The organism is Paraburkholderia sp. RL17-383-BIF-A, from assembly GCF_046028015.1.
Taxonomy (GTDB): Bacteria; Pseudomonadota; Gammaproteobacteria; order Burkholderiales; family Burkholderiaceae; genus Paraburkholderia.
On the sequence record NZ_JARESR010000051.1, the window covers coordinates 22,831 to 39,280 of the forward strand.

A 16,450-nucleotide genomic window follows, 5' to 3' on the forward strand; every position below is an offset into this window, starting at 1 on the left:
AGCATGTGCGTCATTATATTTTTTGATCAATTGCGGAATAACCGGTAAAGATGCAAGGCATTTTTACGCGATATGAGACAATCGCCTTTGCGAATCGTGTAACAATCGCTTCCGATCACAAGGGAAAGTTATGGATACGCTTCAAAACATGCGCGTATTTGTCCGCGTCGTCGAAGCGGGCAGCTTTACGGGCGCCGCGCAGCATCTGAACACGACCACCGCATATGCGTCGCGCGCGGTATCCGATCTGGAAGCGCACCTGCGCACGCGCCTGTTGAACCGCACGACGCGCCGCATCGCGCTGACCGAGGCCGGCGAGCGCTACCTGCAGCGCTGCGAGCAGATCCTCGCGTACGTGGATCAGGCGGAAGCCGAGGCGAGCGACGCCCACGCCCGCCCGTCCGGCAAACTCAAGGTCCACGCAATGACGAGTTTCGGCCAGCACTACGTGGTGCCGGCCGTAGGCCGCTACCAGGAGCGCTATCCGGAGGTGCAGATCGAACTGACGCTCGCGCAGCGCATGCCCGATCTGCTTGACGAAGGTTTCGACGTGTCGCTCACGCTCGCCACCGGTCTGCCGGACTCGGGGCTGGTGTCGCAACGCATCGGCAGCGCGTTCAGCATCGCGTGCGCGTCGCCTGCCTATCTGGAGCGGCGCGGTGTGCCGCAAACGCCCGCGGACCTGGTGCGTCACACGTGTCTGCAAATGGTCACGCCGGTTTTCCCGACCGACAAATGGACCTTCGACGGCCCGAACGGCGAGGAAACCATCGCCCTCGGCCCGACCACCTTCCAGGTGAACGTGGCCGAAGCCATGGCGGTGGCCGTGTCGAGCGGCATGGGCGTCGGGCTGATTCCGATCTACTCGGCGATCAGCGGTTTGCGAAGTGGCGAACTGGTGTGGTTGCTGCCGGAATACACGTCGCAGGAGATGAATCTGTACGCGTTGTACCCGTCCCGGCAGTATCTGGACGCCAAGATCCGTACGTGGGTCGAGTTCCTGCGAGATGAACTGCCTGCCACGCTGGCTGCGGATCAGGCGGAATTGCGCGAATTCGCGCGCGCCTGAGATAAGGCGCGCGTCTTTTGGCAATCCTTGAACGGTTGACCGGGCGGCGGGCGGTGCAGTGACCGCCTGTTACATAAGTGCCGCGCCGCAACATTTCCTTACTTTCGCCGCCCGATCGATTTGCTAACGTGTCGTTCATGCGCTGCGGTATTAGACCGGGGGCGCTCAATTCGCCGCGGTTCGGCAATATTGCAATAACAGAAGCACGAGGGACTCATGGATACGCATCTGATGATCGGCGTGGCCGTCATGATTGGCTTGATCGGGATTGCCGCTTCGCGCGATTTGCTGCGCCGGCTGCGCGAGCAGCAGCCGCAACTGGTGCCGATCAAGGTCGAGCGCCCGGATCTGAAGGCACAGCGGCGCGACCGTTGAGTCTCGCCGAGGCGCCTGTCTAGCAGGCGCCGTGTATTCGGGCGGCGGCGCGCAGTTTGGTTCGGCGTGCGTGGGTCGTCCGCGCTTGTTGCTCGCTTCTTGCTTGCTTCTTGCTCCTTTCCTGGCTTATATCGGGTTAAGTGCGGCGATCGCGCCGTTGGCTCATGCTGCTTTGCGGTTCGGGCTCATGTTTGGGCTTACGTCAGGCACCGGTTTTCAGTTTATTGCCGCGATCAGACCCGGTTCGTCATTGAGCGTGCGGTCCACCTCGTGGCTCACCCGGTGCCAGCGGAAGCGCCCGGCGGCCATGCCCGCGCTGCGTGTCAATTGCTCGAGTTCGTCGAGCGGCAAAGCGGGATCCAGCCAGCGGCGGGCCGCTTCCGATGCGAATGCCAGCGGACGGCGATCGTGCACATCGACGAGACCCGTATCGGCGATGGCCGTCACTATCACCATTCCCCTGCCTTCCGTTTGTGGTTCCGTGCCGCGCACGCTCGACAGCGCCGCGAGATACATGGGGGCATCGCTTTTAAGATGCACGTAGTAGGGCTGGCGGATCGGCGGTTCGTCCGCTCTGTCCTTGCTCTGCGCGATGGCTGTCACAGGCGTGGTTTCCACGCGCCATTCGAACCAGCCGTCCGCAGGCACCAATACGCGCCCGGTCTTCCACAGTTCCTTGAAGTAGCGCCCGTTCGGCGCGGCGTCCGCGCGCGCGTTGATGGTCTGCGGCAAATGCTGTTCGCGTGCCCAGTCGGGACGATATCCCCAGTGGATTGCGCGCACCGTCTGATCCGGGTACACCGTGAGCGGGTGTGTGCCTGGAGCGAGGTTGTAGCCGGGACGCCGGTCGGCGGCGTCGAAAAGCATGAGTGGATCGGCGAGACCGAGGTGCTCGGCGTAGAAATGCGGATCGCGGTACTGGCTGATTCGACCACACATGAGCGACCTCCGGAGACGACCAGCCTGGGTTGCGACCGCTGCGGTTCGATAACTTCACTAGCGTAGCGCCTGCCGCACAGGCGCGCTATTCAGATGCCGCTAAATCTCAACGACCTTATCCCACGCAAACAGCGGATTCTCCAGCAGCCCGGTGCGCCGGTCGAGATACCCGCGCGGATTGCACACCACGCGCGTGCCGTTCACGCTGTAGTCGAACGGCGTATGCGTGTGCCCATGAATCCATAACGCGACCGGCGGCCCCACGAGATCCGGCAAGTGATTGACGAAGCCCGCCGACACGCGGTCTTCCGCGTAACGTTCGGCCAGACTCAGCCGATGCGGCGCATGATGCGTGACGACGATCGTCTTGCCGCCGAACGGTTTGGCGAGTTCGCCTTCGAGCCAGGCCCGCGCCTGCCGGTGCAGCGCGAGCGAATCGTCGGGTGTGAAGTCGCGCGTTGCATCGTGGGTGTCGTGCGGCCAGTTCATCTGGATCAGCCCGCGAAAATCGAGCATGACCCGCCGCGACGCGCCGATCGACTCCGCGAGCGTATCGGCGTCGTTTCCGTATAAGGCGAAGTCGGTCCACAAGGTCGTGCCGAGCACGCGCCACTGGCCTTGCGGGTCGACCAGCGCGGCGTTGTTCAGCACGTGCACATTGTCGACCTGCGCGGCCGCGTCGTGGAGCGCGGCTTCGAGCGCGCCGAACTCGCCGTCGTAGTACTCGTGATTGCCCGGCACGTAGACCACCGGCACGGCGCCGTCGAAAGTTTGCGCGGCCCAGCGCGGTCCGGCCGCGTGATTGTGGATGTCGCCCGCCAGCACGATCAGATCCGCCTGCGCATGCGGGATCAACTCGGGCTCGTCATTTTCCAGATGCAGATCGGACAGCACTCGAATCTTCACGACCACGACTCCTGCAAGGGGCTCCGCAAGGGAACGCGCAGCTTCAGACGCTAGCGTAGCACCTTGCCCGGATTCATCAGATTCAGCGGATCGAGCGCGCGCTTGACGGCACGCATCAACTGCACCTCGACGTCCTGCTTGTAATGCATCGCCTCGTCGATCTTCAACTGGCCGAGCCCGTGTTCCGCGCTGATGCTGCCGCGATGCCGATGCACGCTGTCGTAGACGATCTGGTTGATCGGGCCTTGGTACTGTTTGAGGAACGCCTTGGCGTCGACGCCCTCGGGCGCCTGCACGTTGTAGTGCAGATTGCCGTCGCCGAGATGGCCGAATGTCACCATGCGCGCGCCGGGCACGGCCTGCGCGATCGCGGCGTCGGTTTCCTCGATGAAGTGGCCGATGCGCGAGATCGGCACCGCGATATCGTGCTTGATGTTCAGCCCTTCTTCGGCCTGGGCGAGCGGAATGTGTTCACGCAGGTTCCAGAACGCCCGCGACTGGCTGAGGTTTTCCGCGACCACCGCGTCCTGCACCAGGCCTTCTTCCAGCGCCGTTTCCATTAAACGCTCGAACAGTTCGCGTGCGTGCTCCTCGCTTTCGCTGTCCGACAGTTCGAGCAGCACGACCTGCGCGTGCGGCTCGGCGAACGGATAGCGCATCTGCTCGAAATGCCGGCCGACCAGACGCAGGCAGAAATCCGACATCAATTCGAAACCGGTCAGGAGCGGCCCGGCGACGCGCTGCGTGAGTGAGAGAAAATCGAGCGCGGCGTGCGGCGACGCGAGCGCGGCGAGCGCCGTGACGCGCGCGGCTGGTTGTGGATGCAACTTCAGCACGGCAGCGGTGATGATGCCGAGTGTGCCTTCCGCGCCGATGAACAGGTCGCGCAGATCGTAGCCGGTGTTGTCCTTGCGCAGTCCGCGCAGGCCGTCCCACAGTTCGCCCTGCGGGGTGACGACTTCGAGGCCGAGACACAGTTCGCGCGTGTTGCCATAGCGGAGCACGCCGGTGCCGCCCGCATTGGTGGCGAGATTGCCGCCGATCGTGCAACTGCCTTCGGCGGCGAGGCTCAACGGAAACAGACGGCCGGCTTCTTCGGCATGTTTCTGCACTTCCGCGAGGATGACGCCGGCTTCCACCGTGATCGTGTTGTTGTGCGGATCGATGTCGCGCACCCGGTTCAGACGCCGCAAGCTGATAACCGCTTGCGCGCCGCCTGCGTCCGGCGTGGCGCCGCCGGCGAGGCCCGTGTTGCCCCCTTGCGGGACTAGCGCGATGCGATGCTCGACGGCGAGCTTCACGAGTGCCGCGACTTCGTCAGGCGTGGCCGGGCAGAGCACCGCGCATGCCGCGCCGGTGTAGCGGCGCCGCCAGTCGGTCAGGTACGGGGCGGTGTCGTGCGGATCGGTCAGCACCTGCGCGGCGCCGATGGTGTCGCGGCAGGCGGCGAGAAAAGCGGTTTGGGTCATGTTGGGTCGGTCAGCGTGTTCGGGCTTGGTCGGTCAGCGTGTTCGGGAGAAATGTCGCGGCGTTCTGGTCAGATGGTCGTGTTGGCTTGTTTCGCCGCCTGTTTTTTTAGCCTGTTGCGGCCTGTTTCGCAGCCCGTTTTGCCGCGCGTTTGAACGGCGCGACATAGGCCAGCGCGCAAACGAAAAAGACCACGGAGAGCACGGCCTCCAGCCAGCCGAGACCGGCGCTCAGCTCGCGGTCGCTCCAGCCGCGCACCACGCCTTCGGCAAAATACAGCAGGATCAACATCGAAGCCCATTGCAGCGTGTAAAGCCGCTGCCGCCAGACGCCCGGCAGAGCGACCAGCAACGGCACGGCCTTGAGCACGAGCGCCGAACCGCCGGGCCGCAGCGGCGCGAGCCACCATTCCCACACGACGCACAGCGCGATCAGCACAGCCAGTGCAGTGGTGGCGCCGAGCGCGGCGGCGCGATTTCGCTGCACGGACGCTGCGTGTGTGGCGCTCGGCGCGCGCGTTGCCGGGTCGACAGCCGGTTGGGCGTTCGGCTCGTTCACGGCCTTTCGCTCATGGATGCCGCCGTGCGCGCGACGCGAGCGCCGAGCGCGATGGCGAGCGTCTTTTCGTCCGCGGAGATGCCGTGTTCGGCGCTGCCCGCACGCGCGAAATGCGACGCGCCGTAAGGCGTGCCGCCGGTTTGCGTGGTGCTCAGCGCGCTCTCGGTGTACGGAATGCCGACGATCAGCATGCCGTGATGCAGAAGCGGCAGCATCATGGAGAGCAGCGTGGATTCCTGACCGCCGTGCAGACTGCCGGTGGAAGTGAACACGCAGGCGGGCTTGCCGGAGAGGGCGCCGGAAAGCCACTGCGGCGTGGTGCCGTCGAGAAAGTATTTGAGCGACGCGGCCATGTTGCCGAAGCGGGTAGGCGAACCGAGCGCGAGGCCGGCGCATTCTTCGAGGTCACGCAGTTCGACGAAGGGCGGCCCTTCGGCGGGAATGTCGGGCTGGGTCGCTTCACAGACGGTGGACACCGCCGGCACGGTACGCACGCGCGCCTGCATGCCGGGAACGCTGTCGACGCCGTGCGCGATCGCCAGCGCGAGTTCGCGCGTGGCGCCGTGACGGCTGTAATAGAGCACGAGAATGTCTTTCATAGGCCTCATCGGTGAACAGGTATTATAGGGGTTGGGTCCGCTCCACAGGCCACACATAGCCGTTCGGCCAGGTCTCGCGCGCGGTCCTGAAACACCAGCAAAGGAAACGAGGGAGGTGGGTTTGTTGTCCAGGGTGCGTTTCGATCTCGACACGCTCAAACGCCTCGCGCAGTTTGCCGCGCAGCGCAGCAGCGAAGACCGCATTCCGCAGGTGGCCGGCAGTCTCACGTTCACCACCATGCTTTCGCTCGTGCCGCTCGCGACCGTCGCGTTCGCGTTGTTCACTGCGTTTCCGATCTTTGCTTCCTTCCAGATGTCGCTGCAGATTTTTCTTGCCGATCATCTGATGCCCGCGCAGCTCAACAGTCAGATATTCAATTATCTGAATCAGTTTGCTTCGAAGGCGAAGGGTCTCACCACCATCGGTATGATTTTTCTGTTCGTCACCGCCGTGATGACGATGATGACGGTCGAGTCCGCGTTCAACGTGATCTGGCGCGTGCGCAAGGCGCGGCCAATCGCGCAGCGCATTCTGGTGTACTGGGCGATCATCACGCTCGGCCCGATCCTGATCGGCGTGAGCCTGTCGATTTCATCGTACCTGTTCACGCAATCCATGACCTTCACGGCGGCCCAGCGCATGACACCGGTCATCGAGTGGGCGCTCGCGGGCGCCGCGCTGCCGCTGACCGCGGTCGCATTCACGATTCTCTACGTGTACCTGCCGAATTGCCGCGTGGAATGGCGCGACGCGGTGATCGGCGGTGTGACTGCCGCGATCGCTTTCGAGCTTGCGAAGCGCGGCTTCGGTTATTACGTGCGGCGCATTCCAACCTACACCGCGGTGTATGGCGCATTTGCGGCCGTGCCGCTGTTTCTGCTGTGGATGTACCTGTGCTGGTTCATCACGCTGGCGGGCGCGATGATCGCGTCCGCGTTGCCGGCCATTCGCATTGGGCAGTTTCACCGGCCCACCTTCGAAGGCAGCAATCTGTTCGACTCGCTCGAACTGCTCGCGCGCCTCTCGGAAGCACGCGACGCCGGCAAGCGCGGCTATACGGTGCCCGAACTTTCACGCATGCTTCGCCGCGATATGGACACCACGCTCAACCTGCTGGAAAAGCTCGAAGAGATCGAGTGGATCGCGCGCTTGCAGGAGGACGGCTCGCGTCCGCATTTCCTGCTGCTGGCGAATCCGGCGCAAATCACTGTCGAGCGCCTGTTCGGACTGTTCGTAATCGACCGCGCGGAACTCGGATATCAGCTCGAACTGGCGTCCACGCGTGTGGACGGAGAAATGCTGCTGGCGGCGCTCGAAAACGACAAGCTGAAAGTGACGCTCGCCGCCTTACTTGCCGCGCGAGCAGCCGACCGTGCCGCGCGCGCTGCGGAGGACGAATCTGGCGCGCCTTCCATGCCGCAGCATGCGGCGTGATGCCGGACGAGGCGGGTTGAGGCAGCGTGCGAGCGCTTGATACCGCGAAAGGCGGCCGCAGCGGAAACTTCGAAGCAGTGGGAAAGCTAGCGCTTCGCTACAACGAAATCTTGCCGACGCAGATGTCCTTGAACATCACCCAATCACCCATCAGGCTGTAAAGCGGATGCCGGAAGGTAGCCGGCCGATTTTTCTCGAAGAAGAAATGCCCGACCCAGGCGAAGCCGTATCCGCAGATCACGGCAGCGGGCAGCCAGAGCCAGTCGCCGGTGGCGAGCGCCATGGCAAGACAGCCGATCACGCCGAGCGATCCCACGAAGTGCAGCCGCCGCGAGACCGTATTGCGATGCTCGCTCAGATAGTACGGATAGAACTCCGCGAAACTCGCGAAGTGATCGGTGTGCGCGGTTTGAGCCATCACGGCCTCCGGATTGCTACGCTTCTCGATGCTCCGGCGTGCGCCGGCATGCCGGACACACGCGCCCGAAACAGGACAGGCTTGATCCATTGTGCGGCTATCGGGCCATGCGCGCAACCTGGCCATTCGGCCAATGGCGCAGCGCTCCCGGCGCAGTTATCGTGATGGCTCGCAACGTTCATCGAACCGTGTGAGGAGTTCTGGTCGCGAAGCTGAAGAGGGCGTCTAGCGTGGCGTCGGGTTGCTCGGTCATCAACGCGTGGCCGGCTTCGAGCGTGACCGTGTCGACCGGTGCACCTGTTTGCTCCAGCGCGCCCGCGAGCGCCCTGGCTGCGCGCGGCGGCGTCATCGCGTCACGCCGCCCCACGATCAGGCGCGTGGCGCAGCGCACCTGCCCGGCACGGGCGAGGCCGTCCGCGTAACTATTGCACGCGGTGAAGTCGGTATGGAACAGGTGCGGTTCACCGCGCGCCGAGACGCGCTCCATGAGTCGCTGGTTCATGCCGTGCAACCAGAAGCCGGGGCCCGGGCAGGAAGGCTTGGCCGCAATGGTCGAATGCGACCACGCGTTGACCATGCCGATCGCTTCGGGTTCACGGTTCAGAGCGGCGTCGAGCAGCGCATCGGAGACGGTCATCGGCACCGCCGTGGCGAGCAGGGCGAGGTGCGTTGCCCGCTCGGGATAGCGGCCGGCGAAGTCGAGCGCGATCAGCGAGCCCATGCTGTGGCCGGCTACGAAGGCGCGTTGCACACCTGCGGCGTCGAGCAGCGCGGCCAGCCATTCAGCCATGGCCGGCACGGTGGTCAGGGCCGGCCCGCTGCTGCGGCAGTGGCCGGGCAAATCCACGGCCAGCACGCCGAAACCGTGATGCGCGAAGTAGCGGGTTTGCAGCGCCCATACGCTGTGATCATGCTCGGCGCCGTGGATGAATACGGCGGTTGGCAGGTGCGCGTCGAACGCTTTGCCGCCGGTGTACGCATAGACGGGCTTGCCTTGAACGGTGAGGATCATGCGGACTCCGGGCGGGGTTGGGCGGTTGCGCCGGATGCGCCGCCTTGCGGCGCGCTCGAACTGCTCGCTTTTTGCGACGCCTTCAGCGCGCGCTTGAGGTCGTCGATCAGATCGTCGGGATCTTCGAGTCCGATCGAGAGGCGGATCGTGCCTTCGGCGATGCCGGCTGCGGCGAGCGCGGCGGCGTCCATGCGAAAGTGCGTGGTCGATGCGGGATGGATGACCAGTGAGCGCGCGTCGCCCACGTTCGCGAGATGCGAGAACAGCGAGAGCGCTTCGATGAAGCTGCGTCCGGCGGCGCGGTCGCCGCGCAGATTGAAGCTGAACACGGCGCCGGCACCGCGTGGCAGCAAGCGCCTCGCGAGCGCGTGGTCGGGGTGCGTCGGCAATTCCGGATAGGCGACGGTTTCGACCGCGGCGTGACCGGCGAGGAATTCGACCACCCGGCGCGTGTTGGCAACGTGCCGCTCCATCCGCAAAGGCAGTGTTTCGATGCCTTGCAGCAGTTGCCACGCAGCCTGCGGATGCAGGCATGCGCCGAAGTCGCGCAGACCCTCGCGGCGCGCACGCAAGAGGAACGGAGCGACGGTGCTTTCCTCGGTGAACACCATGCCGTGAAAGCCGTCGTAAGGCTCGGTGAATTCGGGGAAACGCCCGGAGGCTTCGAAGTCGAACGTGCCGCCGTCCACCAGCACGCCGCCGATCGTCGTGCCATGGCCACCGAGGAATTTGGTGGCTGAGTGATAAACGAAGTCCGCGCCGTGCTCGAAGGGCTTGAGCAGGTACGGCGTGGTAAAGGTCGAGTCGACCAGCAGCGGCACGTGATGCTCATGCGCGATCTGCGCGACGGCCGCGATATCGAGCACGTCGAGCCCCGGATTGCCGAGCGTTTCGCCGAACAGCAGTCGCGTATTCGGGCGCAGCGCGGCTCGCCACGCGTCGAGATCGCCCGGTTTGACGAAGGTCGTCTCGATGCCGAAGCGCCGCAACGTGTAGTGCAGCAGATTGTGCGAGCCGCCGTACAGCGCGCTGGAGGCAACGATATGCGAGCCTGCGCCCATCAGCGTGGCGATGGCCAGATGCAAGGCCGCCTGGCCGCTCGCCGTGCCGATCGCGCCCGCGCCGTTTTCCAGCGCGGCCACGCGTTCCTCGAACACGGCAACGGTCGGATTCGAGATGCGCGAATAGACGTGACCCGCGCGCTCCATATTGAAGAGCGCCGCGGCGTGGTTCGAATCGCGGAACGAAAACGAGGTAGTCTGGTAGATCGGCGTGGCGCGCGCGCCAGTGGTCGGGTCAGGAGCGGCGCCGGCGTGCAGCGCAAGCGTGTCGAAACGGTTGGCGGACATCGTGGGCGGCGAGGCCACGAACGGCCTCGCGAAAGGTGAAAGTGGCCGTCATCCTATCACCGGCGCGCCGCGCTTCAAGCGCGGTTTTCCCGATGCGCACAGCCGAGGCGAGCCGGGCTCGACCAGGTGAATGGCCGGTGCGCCTTGGTGGGCGGGCCGCTTTCCTTTTATGGGTCTTTCCGCTAGGATCGAAAATCATTGATGTATTACGAGCTTAGCGGGCATTACGGGAGACAGATCATGCGAGTCAGCGACATCCTCAAAGTCAAAGGCAACACCCTTTTCACGGTTACGCCGGATACCACGCTGCACGACGCAGTCAATACCATGGCGGAGCACGACATCGGCTCGCTGGTTGTGATGGAATATGGCGATCTCGTCGGCATGCTGACTTTCCGCGAAATTATTTCGACGCTGAGCAAGAACGGCGGCAGCGTCGGCACCTCCACGATCCGCAAGGTCATGGACGACCATCCGCTCACCTGCACGCCTGAAACGGACGTCAACGAAGTTCGCCGCATGATGCTCGAGCATCACGTGCGTTATCTGCCGGTGCTGGAGAGCCGCACGCTGATGGGCGTGATCTCGTTCTACGACGTCGCCAAGGCGGTGGTGGAAGAGCAGGGCTTCGAAAACCGCATGCTCAAGGCCTATATCCGCGACTGGCCGGAAGAACAGCCGGAACAGCAGCCGGCGCGTTAATGCGCGGCGACTCACTGCGACGTTCTGTCGTTGCCGTGAGCGCGAAGTGGCGGTCAAGGCGCGCGCGAAAGCGCGCGCTTTTTTTGTGTCCGGCGCAGGGCTTGGCTGCATGTCCAGCCTTGTCTATCCGGCTCTCCAGCTGGCTCGCCGCCGAGGCGGGCGCGAGTGCGCCTATTCGGCCGCCGGGCCGGCGCTACGTGCTGCCCGGCGAACTGCCCGCGCCGGGTTGCGCGCATGGTGCTTTCATCTTTGTTGCTCTCCAGCCTGCTTGCCGAACTTCATGAGCGATCGTCCGTTACCTGCTGCCCGCCGCGCCGCCCGTCGACCCGAGGGTCACGACTCCCAGTTCCGGCTGCTCGGGGAGCGCCGTTTCGCACCGTTTTTCTGGACCCAGTTCCTCGGCGCGATGAACGACAACGTCTTCAAGATCGGCTTCACGTCGCTCGTCACCTACCAGGCGGCGCGCTTTTCGGGCGTCGATCCGAAAACGGCGGCGTTCCTGATTTCGGCCATCTTCATCCTGCCGTTCGTGCTGCTATCGGCCACCTCCGGGCAGATTGCCGACAAGTACGACAAGGCAATGCTCACGCGTTTCGTCAAGAGTTTCGAAATCGTGGTGATGCTGATCGGCGGCGCGGGTTTCTGGCTCCATAGCGCGCCGCTTCTGTACCTGTGCACATTTCTGATGGGCGTCCATTCGACCGTGTTCGGCCCGGTCAAATACTCATACCTGCCGCAGCATCTGTCGAGTTCGGAGCTGGTCGGCGGCAACGGCATGGTCGAAATGGGCACCTTCGTGGCGATTCTGATCGGTACGATTGTCGGCGGGGTGGGCGCCGGTTTCGTCGAGCACGGCGCGGTGGTGCTGGCCGGCGCCTGCGTCACGATCGCGCTGGTGGGGCGCGTGGTGTCGAGCTTCGTGCCGCTCACGCCGGCGCCGCAAGCCGATCTGCGCATCAACTGGAATCCGGTCAGCGAGACGTGGCGCAACCTGAAGCTGGCGCGCGAAAACCGTACCGTGTTTTTGAGCCTGCTGGGGATCTCCTGGCTGTGGTTCGTGGGCGCGATCTTCCTGTCGTCGTTTTTCAGTTTTGCGAAAAACGTGCTGTCCGCCGATCCAGACGTGGTGACCGTGCTGCTCGGCACGTTTTCGATCGGCATTGGCCTCGGCTCGCTGATGTGCGAAAAACTCTCGAAGCGGCGTATCGAAATCGGCCTCGTGCCGCTCGGCTCGATCGGCATGAGCGTGTTCGCGATCGATCTGTTTTTCGCGAGCCATGCGCTGCCGCCCGCGGGCCATCTGTTGAGCGTCGGTGAGTTCATCGTGCGGCCCGCCCACTGGCGCGTGCTGGCTGATCTCTTCCTGCTCGCCATGTTCGGCGGCCTTTACAGCGTACCGCTGTATGCGCTGATCCAGAGCCGCAGCCAGCCGAGCCACCGGGCGCGAATCATTGCCGCGAACAACATTCTGAATTCGCTGTTCATGATCGTTTCGTCGCTGATGGCCATGGCGTTGACCGCGGCAGGCTTCGGCATTCCGGCGATTTTTCTCGTCACCGCGCTGCTGAACATCGTGGTGGCGACCTACATCTATTCGCTCGTGCCCGAGTTTCTGCTGCGCTTTATCGCGTGGGTGCTGGTGCACACGTTCTACCGGATTCGCCTCGTGCATGCCGAGCGGATTCCGGAAGAAGGCGCGGCCGTACTCGTGTGCAACCACGTGAGCTTCGTGGACGCGATCGTCATCATGGCCGAGAGTCCGCGCCCGATCCGTTTCGTGATGGACCATCAGATCTTCAGGGCGCCGTTCGCCGGCTGGGTGTTCCGTCACGCGAAAGCGATTCCGATCGCGCCGGCGCATCAGGACGCGCAGTTATTGACGCGAGCCTACGAGCGCTGCGCGCAGGCGCTGGCCGAGGGTGATCTGGTTTGCATCTTTCCGGAAGGCAAGCTCACCAAAACCGGCGAGATGAATCCGTTCCGGCATGGCGTGACCGAGATCATCCGGCGCACGCCGGCGCCGGTCATCCCCATGGCGCTGCGCGGATTGTGGGGTAGCGTGTTTTCGCGCGCGGACGACGCGCGCTGGCCGCGGCCGATCCAGAAGGGCGTCATGAGCCGCCTGACGCTGGCAGTGGGTGAGCCGCTCGATCCGGCACAGGCGACGCCGGAGAACCTGCAGCAGATCGTCACCGAATTGCGCGGGGCGCGGAAGTAGTAGGAACAGGCACTGCTTGCCGGCCAGGCGGTGCGCGCTCCCGAAGCAGACATTTCCGCATGGCGGCGTTTGCGCGCCGCCTAGTTGGGTGAACGGCTAATCGGCACGCGGTATCGCGGATGAATCCCCAGTCGCGCCCAAGGTGTGTGCCGACAAGGCGAGCGACGCAGCGGGCGAGGCGTACCCTGGCCGATCGGCCAGAACGGTTGCACGACGCGGTCCGCTTGCCACGGGGCTGGCATAATAGCGCTTTCCCCGCATTTCTTTGGACGACGCCCATGTCCGGCAACACGCTCGGTACGCTTTTCACTGTCACGACCTTCGGCGAATCGCACGGTCCCGCTATCGGCTGCGTGATCGACGGCTGCCCGCCGGGCATGGCGCTCAACGAAGCCGACATTCAACTGGAACTCGACCGTCGCAAGCCCGGCACGTCGCGGCACGTCACGCAGCGTCAGGAAGAAGACAAGGTCGAGATCCTGTCGGGCGTGTTCGAAGGCCAGACCACCGGCGCGCCGATCGCGCTCCTGATCCGCAACACGGACCAGCGCAGCAAAGACTACGGCAACATTGCCGATACCTTCCGGCCGGGCCACGCCGACTACACCTACTGGCAGAAATACGGCATCCGCGACTATCGCGGCGGTGGCCGTTCGTCGGCTCGCCTCACGGCGCCCACGGTGGCCGCGGGCGCGGTCGCCAAGAAGTGGCTGCGCGAGAAGTTCGGCACCGAGATTCGCGGCTATATGGCCGCGCTCGGTGAAATCGACGTGCCGTTCGTTGACTGGGCGCAGGTGCGCGAGAACCCGTTCTTCGTGCCCAATGCGGAGATCGTGCCGCAACTTGAGGCGTATATGGACGCGCTGCGCAAAGATGGCGACTCGATCGGCGCGCGCATCAACGTCGTGGCGTCCGGCGTGCCGGTCGGTCTCGGCGAGCCGCTGTTCGACCGTCTCGACGCCGACATTGCGCACGCCATGATGGGCATCAACGCGGTGAAGGGCGTCGAGATCGGCGCGGGCTTTGCGAGCGTCGCGCAGCGCGGCTCGGTGCATGGCGACGAATTGACGCCGGAGGGCTTCGTCGGCAATCACGCGGGCGGCGTGCTCGGCGGCATTTCGACCGGGCAGGACATCACGGTGTCGATTGCGATCAAGCCGACTTCGAGCATTCGCACGCCGCGCCGCTCGATCGACAAGGCGGGGCAACCGGTTGTCGTCGAAACGTTCGGGCGGCATGACCCGTGCGTCGGGATTCGCGCCACGCCGATCGCCGAATCGATGCTCGCGCTGGTGCTGATCGATCATGCGCTGCGCCATCGCGCGCAATGCGGCGACGTGTCCGTCAGCACGCCGAAGATCGCGGCGAGCGCGCCGTAACGCGTCTGCGTCGAGCGTATCTGTATTGGTTCTACGCGGGCAGTGTCGTCTCTCATGACTGATTTCAGCGCCGAGCCGGCAGCAAGCCGTCTCGCGGATCTACGCGCGCGTGCCGCCGCGCCCAACGCCGCGGCCGGCGACTGCTTCACGTTCGGCCAGGCGCTGCTGCAACACGCCGGGGGCGACAAGGCGAGTCAGCGCGAGGCGCTTGCTGCGCTGGTGCGCGCATACCAACTCGATTCTTCCTGCGAACCCACGCTGCTGCATACGATTGCGCAGACCGCCTTCGTGCTGCGCGATTGGGCGCTGGTCGACTCCGCCACCGGGCTGCTGCTCTCGCACCATGCCGAAGACGCCAACGCGCTGATCTGGCGCGCAGCGGCCGTGCAGCAGCGCGACGACTTCGCCACCGCCGAGGCGCTGTTGCGCGAAGCCGTGCGCGTCGTGCCCGGCAATCCAGTCGCGCTGCATAAGCTGGCGTTGTGTATCAAGGAGCAGGCACGCTTCGCCGAGGCCGAGGCGTTGCTACGGCAAGTCCTGATGCTCTCGCCGCAGAACGCCCATGCGTTGTTCGATCTATCGGAACTCGAGATCCGCAGCGGGCGATTTGCGGAGGGTTGGACGCATTACGAATCGCGCGTCGTGTTTGCTGGCAGCGAACTGAACAACGCACAGCAGGCGCTCGCCGCGATCAGCGCGCCCTGGCAGGGTGAATCGCTTGCCGGCAAGAGGTTAGTGGTTTATGGCGAGCAGGGCAATGGCGACTGTCTCTGGGCAGTGCGCTTTCTGCCAATGCTGGCCGAACGGGCGCGACGCGAGGGCGGGCGGGTGATTTTCGGTCACGACGGTCCGTTGCGGCATTTGTTCGAACGCATGTTGCCAGTGGATTTGCCGCTCGAAACGAGTCTGGAAACGCAGCCCGATTTTCACTGCGGACTGATGAGCCTGCCGCTGCGGCTCGGCATTTTCGGCGCAACGGGATGGGGCGCACCGTATCTGAGCGCTGACCCTGCGCGTGAGCAGGCGTGGCGCGAACGAGTCGAAGCGCACACGGCGGCGCGGCGCGGCAGTCGCAAGGTCGGGCTGGTGTGGAACGGCAATCCGGACCATATCCGCGACATGCGGCGTTCAGTGCCCGTCGAGCAAATCGAACCTCTGTTGAACGTGCCGGACGTGAGCTATTTTGCTTTGTCGCCGGGGCGCGGAGAGACGGTTGCACAGTGGCGCGCCAAGGGTCTCGACGTCGTCGATCTGACGCATCATTTTCAGTCCGGCTTTGACGATGTCGCTGCGTTGCTGGCGAATCTGGATCTGGTCGTCACGATCGATAGCGGGCCCGCGCATCTGGCGGGGGCGCTCGGTGTGCCGACCTGCCTGATGATCGATCACGTTTCCGCGTGGTTCTGGGGCGATGAGTCGCCGGTGACGGCCTGGTACGATTCGATTGAACTGGTTCGACAACCGCGCGTTGGCGACTGGGCGCCGGTCGTGGCGAAAGTGCGGGGGCGGATTGAAGCGGTGGGGTGGAGCTGACTGGTTCTGCCTTCACAGCGCCGTCATTAAGAATCCGGCGTTGCGAAGGCAGGTGAAGCATGAATTACATGTTCGGGTAGTTCGGACCGCCGCCACCTTCAGGCGTGACCCAGACGATGTTCTGGGTCGGGTCCTTGATATCGCAGGTCTTGCAGTGCACGCAGTTCTGCGCGTTGATCACCAGGCGCTCGCTGCCGTCGTCGTTCTTCACGAACTCATACACTGCTGCGGGGCAGTAACGCGACTCCGGCCCGGCGTAGGTCTGCCAGTTCACGTTCACTGGCACCGAAGGATCTTTCAGTGTCAGGTGAGCGGGCTGGTTTTCTTCGTGGTTCGTGTTCGAGATGAACACTGAAGAGAGCCGGTCAAACGTCAGCTTGCCATCCGGCTTGGGATACATGATCGGCTTGCACTGCGAAGCCGGTTTCAGCATCTCGTGATCCGAATGCTGGTGATGCAGCGTCCACGGCACATTGCCGCCCAGCAGCTTT

Annotated in this window: 16 protein-coding genes; 7 read left to right on the top strand and 9 right to left on the bottom strand. The window is 64.3% G+C overall.

The window, feature by feature from the left end; all coding sequences use genetic code 11:
- The first annotated feature begins 130 nt into the window (after nt 1-130).
- Together P0D71_RS34105 and P0D71_RS34110 are read left to right on the top strand one after the other, a co-directional pair.
- Nucleotides 131-1,069, top strand: coding sequence for a LysR family transcriptional regulator (locus tag P0D71_RS34105; protein ID WP_408483712.1), 939 nt, complete (start codon nt 131-133; stop codon nt 1,067-1,069).
- Between the two features lie 216 nt (nt 1,070-1,285).
- Complete coding sequence (locus tag P0D71_RS34110) at nt 1,286-1,444, top strand: hypothetical protein (protein ID WP_177204944.1); 159 nt, start codon at nt 1,286-1,288, stop codon at nt 1,442-1,444.
- Between the two features lie 216 nt (nt 1,445-1,660).
- Here P0D71_RS34110 and P0D71_RS34115 read toward each other — a convergent pair whose 3' ends face one another.
- From P0D71_RS34115 to wrbA, 5 genes are all read right to left on the bottom strand, one after another.
- Nucleotides 1,661-2,383 (bottom strand): SOS response-associated peptidase, encoded by a 723-nt coding sequence (locus P0D71_RS34115; protein ID WP_408483713.1) that lies wholly within the window; start codon nt 2,381-2,383, stop codon nt 1,661-1,663.
- Between the two features lie 99 nt (nt 2,384-2,482).
- On the bottom strand, nt 2,483-3,289 hold the full coding sequence (locus P0D71_RS34120; RefSeq protein ID WP_408300409.1) for a metallophosphoesterase: 807 nt from the start codon (nt 3,287-3,289) through the stop codon (nt 2,483-2,485).
- Nucleotides 3,290-3,339: 50 nt separating this feature from the next.
- Entirely contained in the window at nt 3,340-4,758 is a 1,419-nt protein-coding gene (locus P0D71_RS34125; RefSeq protein ID WP_408483714.1) for an FAD-binding oxidoreductase, read from the bottom strand.
- 106 nt (nt 4,759-4,864) lie between these two features.
- Nucleotides 4,865-5,314, bottom strand: a complete 450-nt coding sequence (locus P0D71_RS34130) for a DUF2069 domain-containing protein (RefSeq protein WP_408483715.1) — start codon at nt 5,312-5,314, stop codon at nt 4,865-4,867.
- Nucleotides 5,311-5,913 (bottom strand): NAD(P)H:quinone oxidoreductase, encoded by a 603-nt coding sequence (gene wrbA / locus P0D71_RS34135; protein ID WP_091792670.1) that lies wholly within the window; start codon nt 5,911-5,913, stop codon nt 5,311-5,313. Before wrbA ends, P0D71_RS34130 begins: the two co-directional genes overlap by 4 nt.
- A 121-nt stretch (nt 5,914-6,034) precedes the next feature.
- Here wrbA and P0D71_RS34140 point away from each other — a divergent pair, with 121 nt between their 5' ends.
- The gene (locus P0D71_RS34140; RefSeq protein WP_408483721.1) at nt 6,035-7,348 is read left to right on the top strand and encodes a YihY family inner membrane protein; all 1,314 of its coding nucleotides are present in this window, start codon (nt 6,035-6,037) and stop codon (nt 7,346-7,348) included.
- A gap of 97 nt (nt 7,349-7,445) precedes the next feature.
- Here the strand turns inward: P0D71_RS34140 and P0D71_RS34145 are convergent, their stop codons facing one another.
- The 3 genes from P0D71_RS34145 to P0D71_RS34155 form a co-directional block, all read right to left on the bottom strand.
- A complete protein-coding gene (locus P0D71_RS34145; RefSeq protein WP_012433756.1) occupies nt 7,446-7,766 on the bottom strand; it encodes an Mpo1-like protein in 321 nt (106 codons plus the stop codon).
- Between the two features lie 178 nt (nt 7,767-7,944).
- Nucleotides 7,945-8,778 (bottom strand): alpha/beta fold hydrolase, encoded by an 834-nt coding sequence (locus P0D71_RS34150; protein WP_408483716.1) that lies wholly within the window; start codon nt 8,776-8,778, stop codon nt 7,945-7,947.
- Nucleotides 8,775-10,127, bottom strand: a complete 1,353-nt coding sequence (locus P0D71_RS34155; protein ID WP_408483722.1) for an O-acetylhomoserine aminocarboxypropyltransferase — start codon at nt 10,125-10,127, stop codon at nt 8,775-8,777. The genes P0D71_RS34150 and P0D71_RS34155 overlap by 4 nt, the downstream gene beginning before the upstream one ends.
- A gap of 240 nt (nt 10,128-10,367) precedes the next feature.
- Between P0D71_RS34155 and P0D71_RS34160 the strand changes: the two genes are divergently transcribed.
- From P0D71_RS34160 to P0D71_RS34175, 4 genes are all read left to right on the top strand, one after another.
- Nucleotides 10,368-10,829 (top strand): CBS domain-containing protein, encoded by a 462-nt coding sequence (locus P0D71_RS34160; RefSeq protein WP_091792673.1) that lies wholly within the window; start codon nt 10,368-10,370, stop codon nt 10,827-10,829.
- A 280-nt stretch (nt 10,830-11,109) separates the two neighbouring features.
- The gene (locus P0D71_RS34165) at nt 11,110-13,047 is read left to right on the top strand and encodes an MFS transporter (RefSeq protein ID WP_408483717.1); all 1,938 of its coding nucleotides are present in this window, start codon (nt 11,110-11,112) and stop codon (nt 13,045-13,047) included.
- A 278-nt stretch (nt 13,048-13,325) separates the two neighbouring features.
- Nucleotides 13,326-14,426 (top strand): chorismate synthase, encoded by a 1,101-nt coding sequence (aroC, locus tag P0D71_RS34170; RefSeq protein ID WP_091792675.1) that lies wholly within the window; start codon nt 13,326-13,328, stop codon nt 14,424-14,426.
- A gap of 54 nt (nt 14,427-14,480) precedes the next feature.
- Nucleotides 14,481-15,959: a tetratricopeptide repeat protein gene (locus tag P0D71_RS34175; RefSeq protein ID WP_408483718.1), complete on the top strand. Its 1,479-nt coding sequence runs from the start codon at nt 14,481-14,483 to the stop codon at nt 15,957-15,959.
- Nucleotides 15,960-16,023: 64 nt separating this feature from the next.
- Here the strand turns inward: P0D71_RS34175 and P0D71_RS34180 are convergent.
- On the bottom strand, nt 16,024-16,450 hold a 427-nt coding region (locus P0D71_RS34180), incomplete at its 5' end, for a 4Fe-4S dicluster domain-containing protein (RefSeq protein WP_408483719.1).